Here is a 22116-nt window from a genome sequence, read left to right as displayed (position 1 = left end):
ACGCGAGCAAAAGTGCGTCGGGAGAGAATGGGGCATATCGAACTTGCTGCTCCTGTCTCTCATATTTGGTATTTCAAAGGGATTCCAAGCCGTATGGGACTAGTTCTTGACATGTCACCTCGAGCATTGGAAGAAGTTATTTATTTTGCCTCTTACGTCGTGACAGATCCTGGGGACACACCACTTGAAAAGAAACAGCTTTTATCTGAAAAAGAGTATCGCACATACCGCGAGAAATACGGAAATGCCTTCCAAGCATCAATGGGTGCGGAAGCAATTAAAAAATTATTGCAAGATATCAATCTTGATAAAGAAGTAGAAGCGTTAAAAGAAGAGCTTAAATCTTCTCAAGGCCAGCGGCGCACAAGAGCGATTAAACGCCTTGAAGTGATGGAAGCATTCAGAAATTCCGGGAATGACCCTTCATGGATGGTGTTGGATGTACTTCCTGTCATTCCGCCTGAATTGCGGCCGATGGTTCAATTGGATGGCGGACGCTTTGCAACTTCCGATTTGAACGATTTGTATCGCCGTGTTATTAACCGAAACAATCGTTTAAAAAGACTGTTGGATCTTGGAGCGCCAAGTATCATCGTGCAAAATGAGAAACGGATGCTTCAAGAGGCTGTTGACGCTCTTATTGACAATGGACGCCGTGGTCGTCCAGTTACTGGACCGGGAAATCGTCCACTGAAGTCACTCTCTCATATGCTGAAAGGAAAGCAAGGACGCTTCCGTCAAAACCTGTTAGGAAAACGGGTTGACTACTCTGGACGTTCCGTTATCGTTGTCGGCCCAAATCTGAAAATGTATCAATGCGGTTTGCCAAAGGAAATGGCGCTTGAGCTCTTTAAGCCTTTTGTCATGAAGGAGCTTGTTGAAAAAGGGCTGGCACATAACATTAAAAGCGCCAAACGGAAAATTGAACGCGTCCATCCTGAAGTTTGGGATGTGTTGGAGGAAGTCATTAAAGAACATCCGGTTCTGCTTAACCGGGCACCGACTTTGCACAGATTAGGAATCCAAGCGTTCGAACCGACGTTAGTCGAAGGGCGTGCCATTCGTCTACATCCGTTGGTATGTACAGCCTATAATGCTGACTTCGACGGTGACCAAATGGCTGTTCACGTTCCGTTATCGGCAGAAGCACAAGCAGAAGCAAGGCTGTTAATGCTTGCGGCTCAAAACATTTTAAATCCGAAAGACGGAAAACCGGTTGTTACGCCTTCACAAGATATGGTGTTGGGGAACTATTACTTAACAATGGAACGTGAAGGAGCGATCGGAGAAGGGAAAATTTTCAAAGATCCTGATGAGGCGCTCATTGCCTATCAAAACGGCCATGTACATTTGCATACACGAATTGCAGTACATGCCGGTTCCTTAAAGAACGAAACATTTACAGAAGAACAAAATAAAAAGCTTCTGATCACAACGGTAGGAAAATTAATATTCAACGAAATACTGCCGAATTCGTTCCCGTATATTAATGAGCCGTCAACTAAGAACATTCAAGAATGCACGCCTGATAAATATTTTGTTGATCCGGCACAGGTAGATGTGCGGGAGCACATTAAAAACCAAGAAATCATTCCGCCATTTAAAAAAGGAATTTTAGGAAAAATTATTGCCGAAGTCTTTAAGAGATTCCATATTACTGAAACATCGAAAATGCTTGACCGCTTAAAAGATTTAGGCTTTAAATATTCGACTAAAGCCGGAATTACAATCGGTGTTTCTGATATTGTTGTGTTGGCGGAAAAAGAAGCAATTTTAAAAGAGGCGCAAGCTAAAGTTGACAATGTCTTGAAGCAATTCAGACGCGGATTAATCACTGAAGATGAGCGGTACGATCGTGTTATCTCTATTTGGAGTGCTGCTAAAGACACCATTCAAAGCAAGCTGATGAATTCATTAGATAAGCGGAATCCGATTTTCATGATGAGCGATTCAGGAGCTCGCGGAAATGCATCTAACTTCACACAGCTTGCGGGAATGCGCGGACTGATGGCTAACCCTGCTGGACGAATTATTGAGCTTCCGATTAAATCGAGTTTTAGAGAAGGTTTGACAGTGTTAGAATACTTCATCTCGACCCATGGTGCCAGAAAAGGTCTGGCAGATACAGCATTAAAAACTGCTGACTCCGGTTATTTAACACGCCGCCTTGTAGATGTTGCGCAAGATGTGATTATTCGTGAGGAAGACTGCGGAACAGACAGAGGAATTTTAGCGAGAGCGCTGAAAGACGGTTCAGAAGTTATCGAAAAACTCGAGGAACGGATTATCGGACGATATGCAAGAAGATCGGTTATTCATCCTGAAACGGGCGAAGTGCTTGTCAGGGAAAATGAAATGATTACCGAAGACATAGCAGCTCAAATTATCAATGCAGGGATAGAAGAAGTTTGGATTCGCTCTGCATTCACATGTAATACAAGACATGGTGTATGTAAAAAATGTTATGGACGGAACTTGGCTACCGGCACTGATGTCGAAGTAGGCGAAGCGGTAGGAATTATCGCAGCTCAATCGATCGGAGAGCCGGGTACACAGCTGACGATGCGTACTTTCCACACCGGTGGGGTTGCCGGCGACGACATTACCCAAGGTTTGCCGCGTGTTCAAGAATTGTTTGAAGCCCGTAATCCAAAAGGGCAAGCGGTTATTTCAGAAATTGACGGGGTAGTTGCTGAAATTAATGAAGTGAGAGATAAGCAGCAAGAAATTGTCGTCCGCGGTGAAGTGGAAACACGCACATACACGGCGCCATTTAACGCCCGCTTAAAAGTAGCTGTGGGGGACCGTGTAGAGCGCGGCCAAGAAATTACGGAAGGTTCAATAGATCCAAAAGAATTGTTGAAAGTAAAAGACATTTTAGCCGTTCAAGAATATTTGCTTCGTGAAGTGCAAAAAGTGTACAGAATGCAAGGTGTGGAAATCGGCGATAAGCATATTGAAGTAATGGTGCGGCAAATGCTGCGGAAAGTCCGTGTCATCGATTCCGGCGATACGGATGTTCTGCCGGGAACACTCCTTGACGTTCATCAATTTACAGAAGCAAATAAAAAGGTGCTTTTGGAAGGAAAACGCCCTGCAACAGGACGTCCGGTATTGCTCGGTATTACAAAGGCATCGCTTGAAACGGAGTCCTTCTTGTCTGCCGCATCATTCCAAGAGACAACACGCGTATTAACGGATGCGGCCATTAAAGGAAAACGGGATGAACTGTTAGGCTTGAAGGAAAATGTTATTATCGGTAAGCTTGTTCCGGCTGGAACGGGAATGCAGCTCTATAGAAAAATAAAACCGGTCATGAATAAAAAATCCGTTGACGAAACGATTTCGGTTGAATAATTGTCGGGGAAAAGATGGATGCCGTAAAATGCACAGTTGACATCCATCTTTTCCAATGTTAATATTATCAAGGTGTGTAAATATCACCTGTCACTTTGGAGGATATGAAATATGTCTTATGAAAAAGTAGCACAGGCTGAAAAGATTATTATTGGTACAAAGCAAACAGTGAAAGCTCTGAAAAATGACACTGTAAAGGAAGTTATCATTGCAGTGGATGCTGACCCGAAAGTGACAAACAAAGTGGTTCAGCTGGCTGAAGAGAAAGAAGTTCCTTTAATTAAGGTCGATTCTATGAAGAAGCTCGGAAAAGCTTGCGGAATAGAAGTTGGAGCGGCAGCTGTTGCAATTATAAAATAAACATTGTTTTTGTAGATTTCTGCAAAAACAATTGTTTTTACCAAATTATGAACCGCCTGGATGTGTGGGTTTGAAAAAACGTTTGAAGGGAGGAAATGTATATGCCTACAATTAACCAATTAGTGCGAAAAGGCCGCACGCGCAAAGTAGTAAAATCAAAATCTCCTGCGTTAAACAAAGGATACAACAGCTTCAAAAAAGAACAAACAAATTTATCTTCGCCGCAAAAACGAGGAGTATGTACACGTGTTGGAACAATGACACCTAAAAAACCAAACTCAGCTCTTCGTAAATATGCACGTGTCCGCTTGTCAAACGGAATTGAAGTAACAGCTTATATTCCGGGGATCGGACATAACCTGCAAGAGCACAGTGTTGTGCTAATCCGCGGCGGACGTGTAAAAGACTTGCCTGGTGTCCGCTATCATATCGTACGCGGAGCTCTTGACACAGCTGGAGTTGAAAACCGTAAGCAAGGCCGTTCCAAATATGGAACGAAACGTCCTAAAAACTAAAAGATAATATAATAAATACAGAATGAAGGGAGGAATTTAGTGATGCCACGTAAAGGACCTGTACCAAAACGTGACGTACTACCAGATCCAATTTACAATTCAAAATTAGTAACTCGTCTGATTAATAAAATCATGATTGACGGTAAAAAAAGCAAAGCGCAAAAAATTCTTTACAATGCATTTGATATCGTAAGAGAACGAACTGGCAAAGATCCAATGGAAGTGTTTGAACAGGCATTGAAAAATATTATGCCAGTATTAGAAGTTCGTGCACGCCGTGTAGGGGGCGCAAACTACCAAGTACCTGTAGAGGTTCGTCCTGAACGCCGCACAACTTTGGGTCTTCGCTGGTTAGTAAACTATGCCCGCCTTCGTGGTGAAAGAACGATGGAAGAACGTCTTGCGGCTGAAATCATTGACGCAGCAAACAACACAGGTGCGGCAGTGAAAAAGCGTGAAGATACACATAAAATGGCTGAAGCGAATAGAGCATTTGCACATTACCGCTGGTAATAAACATAATATTTATCAATACCCATGAAGGAAGGAGAAATTACCCGATGCCAAGAGAGTTCTCCTTAGAAAAAACTCGCAATATCGGTATTATGGCGCACATTGATGCTGGTAAGACGACAACAACTGAGAGAATTTTGTTCTATACAGGCCGCATTCACAAAATCGGGGAGACTCACGAAGGAGCTTCCCAAATGGACTGGATGGAGCAAGAACAAGAACGCGGTATTACCATTACATCTGCCGCTACAACAGCTCAATGGAAGGGACATCGGATCAATATTATTGATACGCCAGGGCACGTAGACTTCACGGTTGAAGTTGAACGTTCTTTGAGAGTCCTAGACGGAGCAGTTGCAGTTCTTGATGCTCAGTCTGGTGTTGAGCCGCAAACGGAAACAGTTTGGCGCCAAGCAACAACATACGGAGTGCCGCGCATTGTATTTGTTAACAAAATGGATAAAATCGGCGCAGACTTTTTATACTCTGTCAAAACACTTCACGATCGCTTAGAGGCTAACGCACACCCTATTCAGCTCCCGATTGGAGCAGAAGATCAATTTCAAGGTATCATTGACCTTGTGGAAATGAAAGCATATTACTATCTGGATGATCTAGGTACGCGTTCGGAAGCTCGTGAAATTCCAGACGAGTATAAAGAACAAGCAGAAGAGCTGCACACTCGATTGATTGAAGCAGTTGCAGAGCTTGATGAAGAATTGATGATGAAGTACCTTGAAGGAGAGGAAATTTCCGTTGACGAGCTGAAAGCAGCTATCCGTAAAGGTACTTGTAACGTTGAGTTTTATCCTGTTTTATGCGGCTCAGCTTTTAAAAACAAAGGCGTGCAGCTAATGCTGGATGCGGTAATTGATTACTTGCCATCGCCAATCGATGTGCCACCGATAAAAGGCGTCATCCCTGATACAGAGGAAGAAACAGTTCGCAAATCAAGCGACGATGAACCATTTGCTGCATTGGCGTTTAAAGTAATGACAGACCCATATGTAGGAAAATTAACTTTCTTCCGCGTATATTCAGGAACATTAAGTTCCGGTTCATACGTATCCAATTCCACAAAAGGTAAACGTGAGCGGATTGGACGTATTCTACAAATGCACGCGAATCACCGCGAAGAAATTCCAATGGTATATGCAGGTGATATTGCTGCTGCAGTTGGTTTAAAAGATACAACAACTGGAGATACTCTATGTGATGAAAACCATCCGGTTATTTTAGAATCGATGGAGTTTCCAGAGCCTGTTATCAGAGTTGCGATTGAACCAAAATCAAAAGCAGACCAAGACAAAATGTCAACAGCATTGCAAAAACTATCTGAAGAAGACCCAACATTCAAATCGCATACGGATCCGGAAACTGGCCAAACAATTATTGCCGGTATGGGCGAACTTCACCTTGACATTATCGTTGACCGTATGAAACGTGAATTTAAAGTTGAGTGTAATGTCGGTGCGCCACAAGTTGCGTATCGCGAAACATTCCGCTCATCCGCACAAGTTGAAGGTAAATTCGTACGTCAATCAGGCGGACGCGGACAATACGGTCACGTTTGGATCGAATTCAGTCCAAATGAAGAAGGAAAAGGATTTGAATTCGAAAACGCAATTGTCGGTGGTGTCGTTCCACGCGAGTACATCCCAGCGGTTCAGGCTGGTTTGGAAGATGCTATGCAAAACGGTGTGCTTGCAGGCTATCCGTTAATTGACATTAAAGCTAAACTTTTTGATGGGTCTTACCACGATGTTGACTCAAGTGAGATGGCGTTTAAAATTGCCGCTTCACTTGCCCTTAAAAATGCTGCTCAAAAATGTAACCCGGTACTCCTTGAGCCAATTATGAAAGTTGAAGTAATTGTACCTGAAGAGTACATGGGAGACATCATGGGTGATATCACTTCACGCCGTGGACGTGTGGAAGGAATGGAAGCACGTGGAAATGCACAAGTTGTAAAAGCAATGGTTCCACTTGCTGAAATGTTTGGTTATGCAACCGCACTTCGTTCCAATACACAAGGACGCGGTACATTTACGATGCACTTCGATCATTACGAAGAGGTGCCTAAAAACATTGCAGAAGAAATTATCAAAAAAAATAAAGGCGAATAATTGATTTTCAACCATTGTTCAAGTATAAATACTTATGTAGCCCTTGGATGCGGATGCACTTGCGCCGCCTCCAAGTATTCTATATATTTATTTAAAATGAAACATATTTTTTTAAGGAGGAAAAATTACTTATGGCTAAAGCGAAATATGAACGCTCTAAACCACATGTTAACATTGGTACAATCGGCCACGTTGACCATGGTAAAACTACTTTGACTGCAGCTATTACTACTGTTCTTGCAAAACAAGGTAAAGCTGAAGCTCGTGCATATGATCAAATTGACGGTGCTCCAGAAGAGCGTGAACGCGGAATCACGATTTCAACTGCACACGTAGAATACGAAACTGACAACCGCCACTATGCACACGTTGACTGCCCTGGACACGCAGACTATGTTAAAAACATGATCACTGGTGCTGCTCAAATGGACGGCGCTATCCTAGTTGTTTCTGCTGCTGACGGTCCTATGCCGCAAACTCGTGAGCACATTCTTTTATCTCGCCAAGTAGGTGTGCCTTACATCGTTGTATTCTTAAACAAATGCGACATGGTAGACGACGAAGAATTATTAGAACTAGTTGAAATGGAAGTTCGTGACCTTCTTTCTGAATATGACTTCCCTGGCGACGATGTACCTGTTATCAAAGGTTCTGCGCTTAAAGCACTTGAAGGAGATGCTGAATGGGAAGAAAAAATCATTGAATTAATGAACGCAGTTGACGAATACATCCCAACTCCAGAACGCGATACAGAAAAACCTTTCATGATGCCTGTTGAAGACGTATTCTCTATCACTGGTCGCGGTACAGTTGCAACTGGTCGTGTAGAACGCGGCGTTGTAAAAGTTGGTGACGAAGTAGAAATCGTTGGTTTAGCTGAAGAATCTAAGAAAACAACTGTTACTGGTGTTGAAATGTTCCGTAAGCTTCTTGATCAAGCTGAAGCTGGAGACAACATCGGTGCTTTACTTCGCGGTATCGCACGTGACGAAGTAGAACGCGGTCAAGTTTTAGCAAAACCTGGTTCTATCACACCGCACAAAAAATTCAAAGCACAAGTTTACGTTCTTTCTAAAGAAGAAGGTGGACGTCATACTCCATTCTTCTCTAACTACCGTCCACAATTCTATTTCCGTACTACAGACGTAACTGGAATTATCACTCTTCCAGAAGGCGTAGAAATGGTAATGCCTGGAGATAACGTTGAAATGACTGTTGAACTCATTTCTCCAGTTGCGATTGAAGACGGTACGAAATTCTCTATCCGCGAAGGCGGTCGTACTGTAGGTGCAGGATCTGTTTCAGCTATCCTTGACTAATTGAAAAAAGCGAGTCGAATAGGCTCGCTTTTTTTATTATAAATATGAAGTCTGCAACGCTTTAACTTTTAAAGAAACAACACTAAATTTTATAGGAAATCCTGAATTTTTCTTGCATTAGACACCTGTTTTTTATATAATGTATAACGTTGGTCTTTGACTGCGATGAAGCGGGAGGTTGCTGATACACCCGGCCGCTTTGCCATGGCGGGCGTACAGGAAATTCTCGTGGAGAATTGTCTATGGAAAGTAGGCGAAAAGGAGGGAAAATAATGGCAAAACAAAAAATTCGAATTCGATTAAAAGCGTATGATCACAGAATCCTTGATCAATCTGCCGAAAAAATTGTAGAAACTGCAAAACGTTCGGGAGCAAATGTTTCTGGTCCAATTCCGCTACCGACTGAAAAAACAGTTTATACAATTCTTCGAGCAGTGCACAAATATAAAGATTCTCGTGAACAATTTGAAATGCGTACACATAAACGTTTAATCGATATTGTCAACCCTACACCGCAAACGGTTGATGCGTTAATGCGTTTAGATTTGCCTTCTGGTGTAGACATTGAAATTAAACTGTAACGATAGATTAAAACATTTGAAATTTAGGAGGTGTGACTCATGACCAAAGGAATCTTAGGAAGAAAAATTGGAATGACGCAAGTATTTGCAGAAAACGGTGAATTAATTCCTGTTACTGTAGTTGAAGCATCCCCAAACGTCGTTCTTCAAAAGAAGACTGTTGAAACAGACGGCTACGATGCGATTCAACTAGGTTTTGAAGACAAGCGTGAAAAGCTTGCAAACAAGCCAGAAAAAGGTCACGCTGCAAAAGCAAATACTGCTCCTAAGCGCTTCATTCGTGAAGTTAGAGGTGCAAATGTAGACGAGTATGAAATTGGTCAAGAGGTTAAAGTAGACATTTTTTCTGCTGGGGAACTTGTTGATGTGACAGGTATTTCTAAAGGGAAAGGATTTCAAGGTGCGATTAAACGTCACGGACAATCACGTGGCCCAATGTCTCACGGTTCACGGTACCACCGTCGTCCTGGTTCAATGGGAGCCATTGCACCAAACCGTGTTTTTAAATCAAAAGAACTTCCTGGAAGAATGGGCGGTGAACGCGTAACCGTTCAAAATCTTGAAGTTGTAAAAGTAGATGCTGAACGCAATCTTCTTTTAATCAAAGGGAATGTTCCGGGACCGAAAAAATCATTAGTTATTATTAAATCTGCAGTAAAAGCGAAGTAATTTCAACAGGAAAGGAGGAAACGGAAAAATGCCGAAAGTTACGTTATATAACCAAAACGGATCAGCAGTTGGCGAAATCGAATTAAATGATTCTGTTTTTGGTATTGAGCCGAATAAACACGTATTATTTGAAGCTGTCATTATGCAAAGAGCTTCTCAAAGACAAGGCACTCATAAAGTAAAAAACCGTTCTGAAGTTAGTGGCGGTGGCCGTAAGCCATGGCGTCAAAAAGGTACAGGACGCGCACGTCAGGGATCCATCCGTTCACCTCAATGGCGCGGAGGTGGAACAGTATTTGGACCAACACCTCGCACATATGCATACAAATTACCGAAAAAAGTCCGCCGCTTAGCAATCAAATCAGCTTTATCTTCTAAAGTTCAAGAGAACAATATTGTTGTATTAGAAGATTTAGTGTTGGAAGCTCCAAAAACGAAAGAAATGGCTGGAATTCTCAAAGGGCTTTCCGTTGACCGAAAAGCGCTGATTGTAACAGGAGACGAAAACGAAAATGTAATCCTGTCTGCACGCAATATTCCAGGTGTAACAGTTGTTACGGCTAATGGAATCAACGTGCTGGATGTGTTGAACCATGATAAACTTGTTATTACAAAAGCAGCGGTGGAAAAAGTAGAGGAGGTGCTTGGATAATGAAGGATCCTCGAGATATTATTAAGCGCCCCATCATCACTGAACGTTCAATGGATCTAGTAGCTGACAAAAAATATACATTTGAAGTAGATGTGAAAGCAAACAAAACAGAAGTGAAGGACGCTATTGAAAAAATTTTCGATGTCAAAGTTGAAAAAGTCAACATTATGAATTACAAAGGGAAACTTAAACGTGTTGGCCGGTTCAGCGGTTTGACAAATCGCCGTAAAAAAGCAATCGTGAAATTAACGGCAGACAGCAAAGAAATCGAATTGTTCGAAGCATAATTTTGAAAGTGAAGGAGGGAAACTGAGATGGCGATTAAAAAATATAAACCAACCTCTAACGGTCGCCGCGGCATGACAGTATCTGATTTTGCTGAAATCACTACTGACAAGCCGGAAAAGTCGTTGCTTGCTCCGCTTCATAAAAAAGCAGGACGCAACAACCAAGGTAAGCTAACTGTTCGTCATCAAGGCGGAGGCCATAAACGTCAATATCGTATTATTGATTTTAAGCGCGATAAAGATGGAATACCAGGACGCGTTGCTACTATTGAGTACGATCCAAACCGCTCCGCAAACATTGCATTAATTAACTATGTTGACGGAGAAAAACGCTATATTCTGGCTCCTAAAAACTTAAAAGTAGGAATGGAAGTAATGTCAGGACCTACAGCTGATATTAAAGTTGGAAACGCACTTCCTCTTCAAAATATCCCAGTAGGTACTGTCATTCATAACATCGAATTAAAACCAGGAAAAGGCGGACAATTGGTTCGTTCTGCAGGTACTTCAGCTCAAGTGCTTGGTAAAGAAGGAAAATATGTATTAGTTCGTTTAGCTTCTGGTGAGGTCCGCATGATTTTGGCAACTTGCCGTGCCACTGTCGGCCAAGTAGGGAATGAGCAGCATGAATTAATTAATATTGGTAAAGCAGGACGTTCCCGCTGGTTAGGCAAACGTCCAACAGTTCGCGGATCTGTTATGAACCCTAGCGATCACCCGCACGGTGGGGGAGAAGGAAAAGCACCTATTGGTCGTAAATCTCCTATGACGCCTTGGGGTAAACCGACTCTTGGGTTTAAAACTCGCAAAAAGAAAAACAAATCCGATAAATTTATCGTTCGCCGTCGTAAAAAATAACGGGGTTGTTCTACGGTTCATCAGAACCGTAGCGCAATCACGAAGGGAGGTAACATTATGGGTCGTAGCTTAAAAAAAGGACCATTCTGCGATGATCATTTAATGAAAAAAATCGAAAAATTAAATGAAACTGGAAGCAAACAAGTCATCAAAACTTGGTCTCGCCGTTCAACTATTTTCCCATCTTTCATCGGTCATACCATTGCGGTCTATGATGGAAGAAAACATGTTCCGGTATACATTACTGAAGACATGGTAGGACATAAGCTTGGAGAGTTTGCTCCAACTCGTACTTACAGAGGCCATGCCGGCGATGACAAGAAGACAAAACGCTAATATGAGAGGAGGATTTTAGGATGCAGGCTAAAGCTGTTGCGAGAACAGTACGAATTGCTCCTCGTAAAGCTCGTTTAGTTATTGACTTGATCCGAGGAAAGCAAGTTGGTGAGGCAATTGCCATTCTTCGCCATACACCTAAAGCTGCTTCACCAATTATTGAAAAAGTGTTAAAATCGGCTGTTGCAAATGCAGAGCATAACTATGACATGGACGGAAACAATTTATATATTGAAAAGGCTTATGTTGATGAAGGACCAACTTTGAAACGCTTTAGACCACGTGCACAAGGTAGAGCGAGCCAAATCAACAAACGCACAAGCCATATTACGATCATTGTTTCGGAAAAAAAGGAGGGATAATTAGTGGGTCAAAAGGTAAATCCAGTCGGTCTTCGAATTGGCATCATTCGTGATTGGGAATCGAAATGGTATGCAGAAAAAGATTATGCAGACCTGTTACATGAAGACCTCAAAATTCGTGAATACATTAATAAACGTTTAAGCGATGCATCCGTTTCCCGCATTGAAATTGAACGTGCGGCAAACCGTTTAAATATCACTATCCACACAGCTAAGCCAGGAATGGTTATCGGTAAAGGTGGTACAGAGGTCGAAGCTTTAAGAAAGGCTTTGAACCAACTAACTGGCAAACGTGTGCACATTAATATTTTAGAAATTAAAAAAGCTGATTTAGATGCAAAACTTGTTGCGGAAAATATTGCACGTCAGCTAGAAAACCGCGCTTCGTTCCGTCGTGTTCAAAAACAAGCGATCCAACGTGCAATGCGCGCAGGTGCATTAGGTATTAAAACAATGGTATCCGGCCGTCTTGGTGGTGCAGATATCGCACGTTCTGAACATTACAGTGAAGGAACGGTACCGCTTCATACTCTTCGTGCAGACATCGATTACGGAACTGCAGAAGCGGATACAACGTACGGAAAATTGGGCGTAAAAGTTTGGATTTATCGTGGAGAAGTTCTTCCAGCTAAAAAGAACAATGAGGAAGGAGGCAAATAATTATGTTAATGCCTAAACGCGTAAAATATCGTAGAGAACATCGCGGGAAAATGCGCGGACGTGCAAAAGGCGGCACTGAAGTTCATTTCGGTGAATATGGCATTCAAGCTCTTGAGCCTGCTTGGATCACCAACAGACAAATTGAAGCAGCACGTATCGCGATGACGCGTTATATGAGACGTGGCGGAAAAGTTTGGATTAAAATTTTCCCGTCTAAACCATACACGGCTAAACCTTTAGAAGTACGGATGGGTTCCGGTAAAGGGGCACCTGAAGGCTGGGTTGCTGTAGTGAAGCCGGGTAAAGTATTGTTCGAGGTTGCGGGTGTTTCTGAAGAAGTTGCACGTGAAGCACTGCGTCTTGCATCTCATAAATTACCAATCAAAACAAAATTTGTAAAACGTGAAGAAATTGGTGGTGAATCAAATGAAAGCTAAAGAAATTCGTGATCTAACCACTGCCGAAATTGAACAAAAAGTGAAATCTTTAAAAGAAGAATTGTTCAACTTGCGCTTCCAGCTTGCGACTGGTCAGCTTGAAAATACTGCCCGCATCCGTGAAGTACGCAAAACGATTGCTAGAATGAAAACTATTATTCGCGAAAGAGAAATTGCTGCAAACAAATAATCGTGAGAGGAGGTTTGCCAAATGAGTGAACGCAACAAGCGCAAAGTTTATACTGGACGCGTCGTGTCGGATAAAATGGATAAGACCATCACTGTTCTTGTTGAAACTTATAAAAAACACCCGCTTTATGGAAAACGCGTGAAATATTCTAAAAAGTTCAAAGCTCATGATGAGCAAAACAAAGCGAAAGTCGGCGATATCGTTCGCATTATGGAAACTCGCCCGCTATCTGCAACAAAACGTTTCCGTTTAGTTGAAATTGTAGAAGAAGCAGTTATTATTTAATTTGGTTCGGATGAAAAAAATTCCGAAGGGAGGTCACGAACATGATTCAACAAGAATCTCGTTTAAAAGTTGCTGATAACTCTGGTGCACGTGAATTGTTAACAATTAAAGTTCTTGGCGGATCTGGTCGTAAAACAGCAAATATCGGTGATATTATTGTCGGTACGGTTAAACAAGCAACACCAGGAGGCGTTGTTAAAAAAGGTGATGTAGTAAAAGCTGTTGTTGTGCGTACAAAACGTGGTGTGCGCCGTCCTGACGGTTCGTACATTCGTTTTGACGAAAACGCATGCGTCATCATCCGCGAAGACAAAAGCCCGAGAGGTACTCGTATTTTTGGACCGGTTGCGCGTGAACTTCGCGATAAAAACTTTATGAAAATCGTTTCTCTTGCTCCAGAAGTACTTTAATTATGAGTTTGGCTTACCAAGGAGGTGTGTAATCGATGCATGTTAAGAAGGGTGACAAAGTAATGGTGATCGCCGGAAAAGATAAAGGAAAACAAGGCGTGATCCTTGCAGCATATCCGAAAAAGAACCGCGTGCTTGTGGAAGGCGTGAACATCGTGAAAAAACATGCGAAGCCTTCTCAAGATAATCCACAAGGCGGAATTATCAGTAAAGAAGCGCCTATTCATGTATCAAATGTAATGCCATTAGATCCAAAAACAGGTGAACCGACTCGTGTCGGTTATAAAATTGTGGACGGCAAAAAGGTGCGTGTAGCAAAAAAATCAGGTGAAATTTTAGATAAATAATTTGGAAGGGAGGTCTATTTATGAACCGCCTTAAAGAAAAATACGTAAAAGAAATCATACCTGCACTAATGAACAAGTTTAACTATAAATCTGTTATGCAAGTTCCTAAAATCGAAAAAATTGTCATCAATATGGGCGTCGGTGATGCAGTCCAAAATGCGAAAGCGCTGGACAGTGCTGTTGAAGAATTAACTCTCATTTCTGGTCAAAAACCTGTAGTGACTCGTGCGAAAAAATCCATTGCCGGCTTCCGGCTTCGTGAAGGAATGCCGATCGGCTGCAAAGTTACGCTTCGTGGAGAGCGTATGTACGATTTCTTTGACAAATTGATTTCCGTTTCTTTACCACGTGTGCGCGACTTCCGTGGTGTATCTAAAAAATCATTTGATGGCCGCGGCAATTATACGCTTGGTATTAGAGAACAACTTATTTTCCCAGAAATTGATTACGATAAAGTAAATAAAGTAAGAGGTATGGATATCGTAATCGTTACAACAGCAAAAACCGATGAAGAGGCTCGCGAGCTATTAACTCTGTTCGGCATGCCGTTCCAAAATAATCGCTAATTTAGATTGGAGGCGAAAATGTGGCTAAAAAGTCAATGATTGCGAAACAAAAACGCAAGCAAAAATTTAAAGTGCGTGAATACACACGCTGTGAACGCTGCGGCCGTCCGCATGCAGTCATCCGCAAATTTAAGCTTTGCCGTATTTGTTTCCGTGAACTTGCTTACAAAGGTCAGATCCCTGGCGTGAAAAAAGCTAGTTGGTAGTATCGATAAATGGGAAGGAGGTTATTTATAATGGTGATGACAGATCCTATTGCAGATATGCTTACTCGCATTCGCAATGCGAACATGGTTCGTCATGAAAAACTGGAAGTTCCTGCTTCCAAAATTAAACGGGAAATTGCTGAAATTTTAAAGCGTGAAGGGTTTATTCGCGATTATGAATATATTGAAGATAATAAACAAGGTATTTTGCGCATTTTCTTAAAGTACGGGCCTAACAACGAACGTGTTATAACTGGCCTTAAACGAATCAGCAAACCAGGCTTGCGCGTTTATGCAAAAGCTAATGAAGTGCCACGTGTGTTGAATGGATTAGGAATAGCAATCGTTTCGACTTCTCAAGGCGTTTTAACTGATAAAGAAGCGCGCGCGAAGCAAACAGGCGGAGAAGTGCTCGCATACGTTTGGTAATTTTTTAACACGAAATGGAGGTGTCATTCATGTCACGTGTAGGGAAAAAACCGCTTGAAATTCCTTCAGGTGTCACTGTTACGATTAATGGAAATACAGTAACAGTAAAAGGACCAAAAGGAGAATTAACCCGTACATTTCATCCAGATATGGATATAAAAGTTGAAGATCAAGTATTAACTGTTACTCGTCCATCTGACAATAAAGAGCACCGTGCTCTTCACGGGACGACTCGCAGCCTTCTTGCCAATATGGTTGAAGGTGTTTCCAAAGGCTTTGAAAAAAGTTTAGAACTGATCGGGGTCGGATACCGTGCATCAAAATCAGGAAAGAAACTAGTATTGAATGTCGGATACTCTCATCCAGTCGAATATGAACCTGAACAAGGCATTGAAATCGACGTTCCTTCTCAAACAAAAATCGTCGTTAAAGGTACAGATAAAGAGCGTGTTGGCGCAGTCGCTGCAAACATTCGTGCGGTTCGTCCGCCTGAACCATATAAAGGAAAAGGCATCCGCTATGAAGGAGAATATGTGCGCCGCAAAGAAGGTAAGACTGCTAAGTAATGCCGCATAAAGAAAGAAAGGAGTGACGTAGATGATTACAAAACCTAGTAAAAATGCGGTTCGCAAAACTAGACATGCACGCGTGCGTTCAAAGGTTTCCGGTACAGCCGCTCGCCCGCGTTTAAATGTATACCGCTCCAACAAGCACATTTATGCTCAAGTGATTGATGATACAAATCACCAAACGCTTGTGAGTGCTTCTACTTTGGATAAAGAGCTTAACTTGGAATCAACTGGGAATGTAGAAGCTGCTCAAAAGGTCGGCGAACTTGTTGCAAAACGTGCGCTTGAAAAAGGTATTAAATCTGTTGTGTTTGACCGTGGTGGATATTTATATCATGGACGTGTGAAGGCTTTAGCTGATGCAGCTCGCGAAGTTGGCCTTGAATTTTAATCGACAAAGGAGGGAAAAGTGATGCGTCGTATTGATCCAAGCAAACTTGAACTTGAAGAACGTGTTGTTACCGTAAACCGTGTTGCAAAAGTAGTAAAAGGTGGCCGTCGTTTCCGTTTTGCTGCTCTTGTTGTTGTCGGAGACAAAAACGGTCATGTAGGTTTCGGAACTGGTAAAGCGCAAGAAGTTCCTGATGCTATCCGCAAAGCAATTGAAGATGCAAAGAAAAACTTAATTGAAGTACCAATTGTAGGTACGTCCATTCCACACGAAGTAATCGGTAAATTCGGTGCAGGAAAGATTCTCTTGAAACCTGCTGTTGAAGGTACGGGGGTTATCGCTGGAGGACCTGTCCGTGCAGTACTTGAATTAGCAGGTGTTCACGATATCTTATCTAAATCTTTAGGCTCCAATACACCGATTAATATGGTTCGGGCAACAGTTGACGGGTTAAAGCAGCTGAAGCGTGTAGAAGATGTTGCTAAACTTCGTGGAAAAACGGTTGAAGAACTGTTAGGATAAGGAGGGAAAGACAATGGCAAAAAAATTGGCGATTACCCTCAAAAAGAGTGTAATTGGTCGTCCTGAAGACCAAAGAATAACCGTTAAAACATTAGGCTTGCGGAAATTGCATCAAACAGTTGTTCATAATGACAATCCGGCAATTCGCGGAATGATCAATAAAGTGTCACATCTCGTGAAAGTGGAAGAACAATAATCAAATAAGGAGGTGCCAAGGTTATGAAGCTTCATGAATTAAAACCGGCAGAAGGTTCTCGTAAAGAGCGGAATCGTGTTGGTCGCGGTATTGGTTCAGGTAATGGAAAAACTGCTGGACGTGGTCAAAAAGGACAAAATGCCCGATCTGGCGGTGGAGTTCGGCCTGGATTTGAAGGCGGTCAAACTCCTCTATTCCGTCGTTTGCCAAAACGTGGGTTTACAAACATTAACCGCAAAGAATATCAAGTTGTGAACTTGGACAAATTGAATCGTTTTGAAGACGGTACGGAAATTACTCCAGAGCTTCTTTTGGAAACAGGTGTTGTAAGCAAACTGAAAGCAGGTATTAAAGTGCTTGGAGACGGTAAATTAGAGAAAAAATTAACGGTTAAAGCACACAAATTTTCTGCTTCAGCAAAAGAGGCAATTGAAGCCGCCGGCGGTTCTGCTGAGGTGATTTAATGTTCAAGGCAATCTCCAATTTTATGCGCGTGGGTGACATTCGCAATCGAATCTTGTTCACCCTTCTTATGCTGGTAATTTTCCGGATCGGCACTTTTATCCCTGTCCCGGGTGTGAACGCAGACGTACTAAAAGCACAAGACCAATTGAACGTATTTGGCGTTTTGAACATTTTTGGAGGCGGGGCATTGCAAAACTTCTCCATTTTAGCAATGGGGATTATGCCTTACATTACTGCTTCAATCATTGTTCAGCTTCTGCAAATGGACGTTGTACCGAAATTTACAGAGTGGTCGAAGCAGGGTGAAGTAGGCCGCAGAAAGCTTGCCCAATTCACGCGTTATTTAACAATTATTTTAGGATTTATTCAAGCGCTGGCAATGTCATATGGCTTTAATAATATGGCCGGCGGTCTGTTAATCATAAACCCTGGCATTGGAAACTATTTGTTGATCGCACTTGTTTTAACTGCGGGAACAGCCTTTTTAATGTGGCTTGGTGAGCAAATTACCGCAAAAGGCGTTGGGAACGGTATTTCTATTATTATCTTTGCTGGGATTGCTGCCGGCATTCCAACGGCAGTAAACCAAATTTATGCTCAACAATTTGCGGATGTTGGCGATCAGCTATTTTTAAGAATTGTAACTGTCGTTTTGCTTGTTCTTGCCGTTTTATTAGTTGTTGTAGCTGTTATTTTCGTTCAACAAGCATTCCGAAAAATTCCGATTCAGTATGCAAAGCGGCTTGCAGGTAGAAGTCCGGTTGGGGGACATTCAACGCATCTCCCATTGAAGGTTAACTCTGCTGGAGTCATTCCAGTCATTTTTGCAGTATCGTTTATTGTTACCCCCACTACGATTGCATCGTTCTTTGGACCAAATGATGTAACAAGATGGATTCAAAAAACATTTGATTACACGCAACCTATCGGGATGATCATCTACGTTGCATTAATTATCGCTTTCGCTTATTTCTATACATTTGTTCAAGTGAACCCGGAGCAAATGGCTGAAAATTTGCAGAAGCAAGGCGGCTATATACCGGGTATAAGACCAGGAAAAAGTACACAAGAGTACGTAACGAAAATTTTATACCGTTTAACATTTGTCGGTTCTATTTTTCTAGCAGTTGTCTCAATACTTCCTGTCTTTTTTATAAAATTTGCTGACTTGCCTTCTTCAGCACAAATAGGTGGAACAAGTCTCTTGATCGTTGTCGGTGTCGCTTTGGAAACTATGAAGCAGCTTGAGAGCCAGCTTGTCAAACGTCATTACAAAGGTTTTATGAAATAAGAGGTTGTGGGGCGATGAATGTCCCATTCCCTCGAAAAGCGTTTGAGGGGGAGAGTCCATGAATTTAGTATTAATGGGGCTGCCTGGGGCAGGAAAAGGAACACAGGCTGAAAAAATTGTTGAAAAATACAACATCCCGCATATTTCAACAGGAGATATGTTCAGAGCAGCTATAAAAGATGGAACCGAGTTAGGGTTACAAGCGAAGTCTTATATGGATAAAGGCGAATTAGTGCCGGATGAAGTTACGATTGGTATTGTTCGGGAAAGATTAGGCAAGAATGATACTGATAAAGGCTTTTTATTGGATGGTTTTCCGCGCACCGTTGCTCAAGCGGAGGCTTTGGAGCAAATTTTAAAAGAGCTTAATAAAGAAATTGATTATGTTATCAACATTCATGTTGACCAAGAAATTTTAATGGAACGGCTAACAGGACGAAGAATTTGCAAAAATTGCGGTGCAACGTACCATCTTGTATTCAATCCGCCAAAAGAAGAAGGAATTTGTGATAAGTGCGGAGGAAATTTATATCAACGAGCTGATGATAACGCTGAAACCGTTGGAAACCGTTTGGAAGTGAATTTGAAGCAGTCGAAACCGCTGCTTGATTTCTATAAATCTAAAGGCTATTTGAAAAATATTGACGGTCAGCAAGAGATTAACAAAGTATTTGAAGATATTTGCAACTTGCTTGGAGGCTTGGGTGAATGATTATTTGCAAAACAAAGCGCGAAATTGAAATTATGCGCGAGGCTGGACGGATTGTTGCTTTAACTCACCAAGAGCTCCAGAAATATATTCAGCCTGGTATTACAACAAAAGAACTGGACAGTATTGCTGAAAAGTTTATACGTGAACATGATGCAATCCCCTCATTTAAAGGGTATAATGGTTTTCGCGGCAGTATTTGCACTTCCGTGAATGAAGAGCTTGTTCACGGAATACCTGGAGACCGTGTATTGCGTGATGGAGATATTATTAGTATTGACATTGGTGCGAAATACAACGGCTATCACGGGGACTCTGCATGGACTTATCCTGTCGGTACAATTTCCGAAGAAACACAGAAATTGCTTGATGTTACAAAAGAATCTTTATATAAAGGATTAGAAGAAGCAAAACCAGGGGGAAGACTTTCGAACATTTCTCATGCCATTCAAGTTTACGTCGAATCTCACGGTTTTTCCATTGTTCGTGAATACGTAGGTCATGGCGTAGGGCAAGACTTGCATGAGGATCCTCAAATTCCGCATTATGGTCCACCGAACAAAGGGCCAAGGCTGAAGCCCGGTATGGTTTTAGCGATTGAGCCTATGGTCAATGCGGGAAGCCGTTATGTCAGAACGTTAGCTGATAATTGGACTGTCGTGACTGTAGATGGCAAAATGTGTGCTCATTTTGAACATACAATTGCCATTACTGATACAGGTTATGAAATCTTAACAACACCCTAAGTGAAGGTGATGTGCGTGAGTGATCCTGAGTCGAGTCCGCAAATAGGTCAGTTTGTCTTGATTACGAAAGGGAGAGAAGCTGGCAAATATGCGATTGTCGTGAAAATTCTCGATGATCGATTCGTATTGATTGCCGATGGAGAAAAGCGAAAGTTTCATTCTCCAAAGAAAAAAAACATCCATCATCTTGAATTTTTTGATTGCGTATCTCCGGAAGTTCAGAACAGTATATTGGAAACTGGCCGTGTGACAAATGGCAAACTTCGATATGCAATAAGCCGATTTGTCAATGAACAAGTTACTGATTTGAGGAAGGGAGACAATTGAATGGCGAAAGACGATGTCATTGAAGTAGAGGGTACCGTTGTTGAGACGTTGCCTAACGCGATGTTTAAAGTAGAGTTGGAAAATGGTCATACCGTGCTGGCTCATGTTTCTGGAAAAATTAGAATGCATTTTATTCGTATTTTGCCGGGTGATAAAGTAACGGTTGAATTATCACCATATGATTTAACCCGCGGAAGAATTACGTATCGATATAAATAATTTGCACTCCGGATTATTAAGGAGGTTGGATAAACATGAAAGTAAGACCATCAGTGAAACCTATATGCGAAAAATGTAAAGTCATTCGCAGAAAAGGAAAAGTTATGGTTATTTGCGAAAATCCAAAACATAAACAAAAACAAGGTTAATTTTTGAAGGAGGTGCTCATATTATGGCGCGTATTGCTGGTGTAGATATTCCACGCGATAAACGCATTGTCATTTCTTTAACTTATATTTACGGAATCGGTCGTTCAACAGCTCAAAAAATATTAGCTGAAGCTGGAGTTTCCGAAGATACTCGTGTTCGTGATTTAACAGAAGAAGAATTAGGAAGAATCCGTGACATTGTCGACACTTATAAAGTGGAAGGAGATCTTCGACGGGAAGTTTCTCTAAACATTAAGCGTCTCATTGAAATTGGCTGCTACCGTGGTATCCGACATCGCCGTGGTTTGCCTGTTCGAGGCCAAAATACGAAAAACAACGCACGTACTCGTAAAGGACCGCGCCGTACGGTTGCTAACAAGAAAAAATAAGTAAAGGAGGTTAACTGTAAATGGCTCGTAAAACAAATACTCGCAAACGCCGCGTAAAAAAGAATATTGAGACAGGCATCGCACATATTCGATCAACCTTTAACAACACGATTGTCACTATTACTGATGTGCACGGCAATGCAATTGCTTGGTCAAGTGCCGGTGCATTAGGATTTAAAGGTTCTCGTAAGTCAACTCCGTTTGCTGCACAGATGGCAGCTGAAGCAGCTGCTAAAGCTTCTATGGAGCACGGAATGAAATCATTAGAGGTTTCTGTAAAAGGACCTGGCGCAGGCCGCGAAGCTGCGATTCGTGCTCTTCAAGCAGCAGGTCTTGAAGTGACATCTATTAAAGACGTCACACCTGTTCCACATAATGGATGCCGTCCGCCAAAACGTCGTCGTGTGTAATTTATCTGTATATATTTTGTAACCCTGTCAATAATGGGTTATGATACAGTTATAGATTCTAGCATTTATTAAGATGTTGTTTGTGCACATTCGGGACTTTATGATTGGGGAATTTCGGTTAGACGCGTTTTCTCTTCTTTGTCTAGCCGGGGTTTCGACGTTTTGAAGGAGGGTTTTATTTAGAATGATTGAAATTGAAAAACCAAAAATCGAAACGGTTGAATTCAGTGATGACGCGAAATATGGGAAATTCGTTGTCGAGCCACTT

General features: G+C 41.9%; 35 protein-coding genes and 1 pseudogene. All 36 read left to right on the top strand.

The window, feature by feature from the left end; translation table 11 throughout:
• Window positions 1–3357, top strand: a 3357-nt coding sequence (rpoC, locus tag FB379_RS10695; protein ID WP_144597985.1) for a DNA-directed RNA polymerase subunit beta', incomplete at its 5' end; no start/stop codon positions are given.
• Window positions 3358–3468: 111 nt separating this feature from the next.
• Window positions 3469–3717, top strand: a complete 249-nt coding sequence (locus tag FB379_RS10690) for a 50S ribosomal protein L7ae-like protein (protein WP_063387152.1) — start codon at window positions 3469–3471, stop codon at window positions 3715–3717.
• 101 nt (window positions 3718–3818) lie between these two features.
• Entirely contained in the window at window positions 3819–4232 is a 414-nt protein-coding gene (rpsL, locus tag FB379_RS10685; protein WP_063387153.1) for a 30S ribosomal protein S12, read from the top strand.
• 42 nt (window positions 4233–4274) lie between these two features.
• A complete protein-coding gene (gene rpsG / locus FB379_RS10680) occupies window positions 4275–4745 on the top strand; it encodes a 30S ribosomal protein S7 (RefSeq protein WP_063387154.1) in 471 nt (156 codons plus the stop codon).
• A gap of 47 nt (window positions 4746–4792) precedes the next feature.
• Window positions 4793–6871, top strand: coding sequence for an elongation factor G (fusA, locus tag FB379_RS10675; RefSeq protein WP_066247907.1), 2079 nt, complete (start codon window positions 4793–4795; stop codon window positions 6869–6871).
• 131 nt (window positions 6872–7002) lie between these two features.
• Window positions 7003–8190 (top strand): elongation factor Tu, encoded by a 1188-nt coding sequence (tuf, locus tag FB379_RS10670; RefSeq protein WP_063387156.1) that lies wholly within the window; start codon window positions 7003–7005, stop codon window positions 8188–8190.
• Between the two features lie 272 nt (window positions 8191–8462).
• Window positions 8463–8771, top strand: a complete 309-nt coding sequence (gene rpsJ, locus FB379_RS10665) for a 30S ribosomal protein S10 (RefSeq protein WP_063387157.1) — start codon at window positions 8463–8465, stop codon at window positions 8769–8771.
• A gap of 39 nt (window positions 8772–8810) precedes the next feature.
• On the top strand, window positions 8811–9440 hold the full coding sequence (gene rplC, locus FB379_RS10660; protein WP_063387158.1) for a 50S ribosomal protein L3: 630 nt from the start codon (window positions 8811–8813) through the stop codon (window positions 9438–9440).
• A gap of 28 nt (window positions 9441–9468) precedes the next feature.
• Window positions 9469–10092, top strand: a complete 624-nt coding sequence (rplD, locus tag FB379_RS10655) for a 50S ribosomal protein L4 (RefSeq protein WP_144597965.1) — start codon at window positions 9469–9471, stop codon at window positions 10090–10092.
• Complete coding sequence (rplW, locus tag FB379_RS10650; protein WP_063387160.1) at window positions 10092–10379, top strand: 50S ribosomal protein L23; 288 nt, start codon at window positions 10092–10094, stop codon at window positions 10377–10379. The genes rplD and rplW overlap by 1 nt, the downstream gene beginning before the upstream one ends.
• Before the next feature lie 27 nt (window positions 10380–10406).
• The gene (gene rplB / locus FB379_RS10645) at window positions 10407–11237 is read left to right on the top strand and encodes a 50S ribosomal protein L2 (RefSeq protein ID WP_063387161.1); all 831 of its coding nucleotides are present in this window, start codon (window positions 10407–10409) and stop codon (window positions 11235–11237) included.
• Between the two features lie 57 nt (window positions 11238–11294).
• Window positions 11295–11573, top strand: coding sequence for a 30S ribosomal protein S19 (rpsS, locus tag FB379_RS10640; RefSeq protein WP_063387162.1), 279 nt, complete (start codon window positions 11295–11297; stop codon window positions 11571–11573).
• Window positions 11574–11593: 20 nt separating this feature from the next.
• Window positions 11594–11935, top strand: a complete 342-nt coding sequence (rplV, locus tag FB379_RS10635; RefSeq protein ID WP_063387163.1) for a 50S ribosomal protein L22 — start codon at window positions 11594–11596, stop codon at window positions 11933–11935.
• A 3-nt stretch (window positions 11936–11938) separates the two neighbouring features.
• Window positions 11939–12595: a 30S ribosomal protein S3 gene (rpsC, locus tag FB379_RS10630; protein ID WP_063387164.1), complete on the top strand. Its 657-nt coding sequence runs from the start codon at window positions 11939–11941 to the stop codon at window positions 12593–12595.
• A 2-nt stretch (window positions 12596–12597) separates the two neighbouring features.
• Window positions 12598–13032, top strand: coding sequence for a 50S ribosomal protein L16 (gene rplP / locus FB379_RS10625; RefSeq protein WP_063387165.1), 435 nt, complete (start codon window positions 12598–12600; stop codon window positions 13030–13032).
• A complete protein-coding gene (rpmC, locus tag FB379_RS10620) occupies window positions 13022–13222 on the top strand; it encodes a 50S ribosomal protein L29 (RefSeq protein ID WP_063387166.1) in 201 nt (66 codons plus the stop codon). The genes rplP and rpmC overlap by 11 nt, the downstream gene beginning before the upstream one ends.
• 21 nt (window positions 13223–13243) lie before the next feature.
• Entirely contained in the window at window positions 13244–13507 is a 264-nt protein-coding gene (rpsQ, locus tag FB379_RS10615; RefSeq protein ID WP_063387167.1) for a 30S ribosomal protein S17, read from the top strand.
• A gap of 41 nt (window positions 13508–13548) precedes the next feature.
• Window positions 13549–13917 (top strand): 50S ribosomal protein L14, encoded by a 369-nt coding sequence (rplN, locus tag FB379_RS10610; protein ID WP_063387168.1) that lies wholly within the window; start codon window positions 13549–13551, stop codon window positions 13915–13917.
• A gap of 35 nt (window positions 13918–13952) precedes the next feature.
• Window positions 13953–14264, top strand: coding sequence for a 50S ribosomal protein L24 (gene rplX, locus FB379_RS10605; RefSeq protein WP_063387169.1), 312 nt, complete (start codon window positions 13953–13955; stop codon window positions 14262–14264).
• Between the two features lie 20 nt (window positions 14265–14284).
• Window positions 14285–14830, top strand: a complete 546-nt coding sequence (gene rplE / locus FB379_RS10600; protein ID WP_063387170.1) for a 50S ribosomal protein L5 — start codon at window positions 14285–14287, stop codon at window positions 14828–14830.
• 20 nt (window positions 14831–14850) lie between these two features.
• Entirely contained in the window at window positions 14851–15036 is a 186-nt protein-coding gene (locus FB379_RS10595) for a type Z 30S ribosomal protein S14 (RefSeq protein ID WP_063387171.1), read from the top strand.
• Window positions 15037–15066: 30 nt separating this feature from the next.
• Window positions 15067–15465, top strand: a complete 399-nt coding sequence (rpsH, locus tag FB379_RS10590) for a 30S ribosomal protein S8 (RefSeq protein ID WP_063387172.1) — start codon at window positions 15067–15069, stop codon at window positions 15463–15465.
• A gap of 29 nt (window positions 15466–15494) precedes the next feature.
• On the top strand, window positions 15495–16031 hold the full coding sequence (gene rplF, locus FB379_RS10585) for a 50S ribosomal protein L6 (protein WP_063387173.1): 537 nt from the start codon (window positions 15495–15497) through the stop codon (window positions 16029–16031).
• Window positions 16032–16062: 31 nt separating this feature from the next.
• Window positions 16063–16425 carry a 50S ribosomal protein L18 gene (gene rplR, locus FB379_RS10580; protein ID WP_063387174.1) on the top strand — a complete coding sequence of 121 codons (363 nt, stop codon included), beginning with the start codon at window positions 16063–16065 and terminating at the stop codon, window positions 16423–16425.
• A gap of 21 nt (window positions 16426–16446) precedes the next feature.
• Complete coding sequence (gene rpsE / locus FB379_RS10575; RefSeq protein ID WP_063387175.1) at window positions 16447–16947, top strand: 30S ribosomal protein S5; 501 nt, start codon at window positions 16447–16449, stop codon at window positions 16945–16947.
• Window positions 16948–16960: 13 nt separating this feature from the next.
• Window positions 16961–17143 (top strand): 50S ribosomal protein L30, encoded by a 183-nt coding sequence (rpmD, locus tag FB379_RS10570; protein ID WP_063387176.1) that lies wholly within the window; start codon window positions 16961–16963, stop codon window positions 17141–17143.
• A gap of 23 nt (window positions 17144–17166) precedes the next feature.
• Window positions 17167–17607: a 50S ribosomal protein L15 gene (gene rplO / locus FB379_RS10565; protein ID WP_063387177.1), complete on the top strand. Its 441-nt coding sequence runs from the start codon at window positions 17167–17169 to the stop codon at window positions 17605–17607.
• On the top strand, window positions 17607–18899 hold the full coding sequence (secY, locus tag FB379_RS10560; RefSeq protein ID WP_063387178.1) for a preprotein translocase subunit SecY: 1293 nt from the start codon (window positions 17607–17609) through the stop codon (window positions 18897–18899). Before rplO ends, secY begins: the two co-directional genes overlap by 1 nt.
• Window positions 18900–18957: 58 nt before the next feature.
• Window positions 18958–19611, top strand: coding sequence for an adenylate kinase (locus tag FB379_RS10555; protein WP_117017137.1), 654 nt, complete (start codon window positions 18958–18960; stop codon window positions 19609–19611).
• Entirely contained in the window at window positions 19608–20354 is a 747-nt protein-coding gene (map, locus tag FB379_RS10550) for a type I methionyl aminopeptidase (RefSeq protein ID WP_117017136.1), read from the top strand. Before FB379_RS10555 ends, map begins: the two co-directional genes overlap by 4 nt.
• A gap of 9 nt (window positions 20355–20363) precedes the next feature.
• Window positions 20364–20704: pseudogene (locus FB379_RS10545) on the top strand (KOW motif-containing protein).
• Complete coding sequence (infA, locus tag FB379_RS10540; protein WP_003178377.1) at window positions 20682–20900, top strand: translation initiation factor IF-1; 219 nt, start codon at window positions 20682–20684, stop codon at window positions 20898–20900. The pseudogene FB379_RS10545 and the gene infA overlap by 23 nt, the downstream one beginning before the upstream one ends.
• Before the next feature lie 35 nt (window positions 20901–20935).
• Window positions 20936–21049 carry a 50S ribosomal protein L36 gene (rpmJ, locus tag FB379_RS10535; RefSeq protein WP_003156543.1) on the top strand — a complete coding sequence of 38 codons (114 nt, stop codon included), beginning with the start codon at window positions 20936–20938 and terminating at the stop codon, window positions 21047–21049.
• 23 nt (window positions 21050–21072) lie between these two features.
• The gene (rpsM, locus tag FB379_RS10530) at window positions 21073–21438 is read left to right on the top strand and encodes a 30S ribosomal protein S13 (RefSeq protein WP_063387182.1); all 366 of its coding nucleotides are present in this window, start codon (window positions 21073–21075) and stop codon (window positions 21436–21438) included.
• A 20-nt stretch (window positions 21439–21458) separates the two neighbouring features.
• A complete protein-coding gene (gene rpsK, locus FB379_RS10525; RefSeq protein ID WP_063387183.1) occupies window positions 21459–21848 on the top strand; it encodes a 30S ribosomal protein S11 in 390 nt (129 codons plus the stop codon).
• A 184-nt stretch (window positions 21849–22032) separates the two neighbouring features.
• Window positions 22033–22116 (top strand): hypothetical protein (locus tag FB379_RS18790; RefSeq protein WP_242009322.1); only part of this gene is annotated, 84 nt, incomplete at its 3' end.

Source organism: Aeribacillus composti (genome assembly GCF_007827555.1).
In the GTDB taxonomy this organism is placed as follows: Bacteria; Bacillota; Bacilli; order Bacillales; family Aeribacillaceae; genus Aeribacillus; species Aeribacillus composti.
This window is presented reverse-complemented; position numbering and strand designations above follow the sequence as displayed.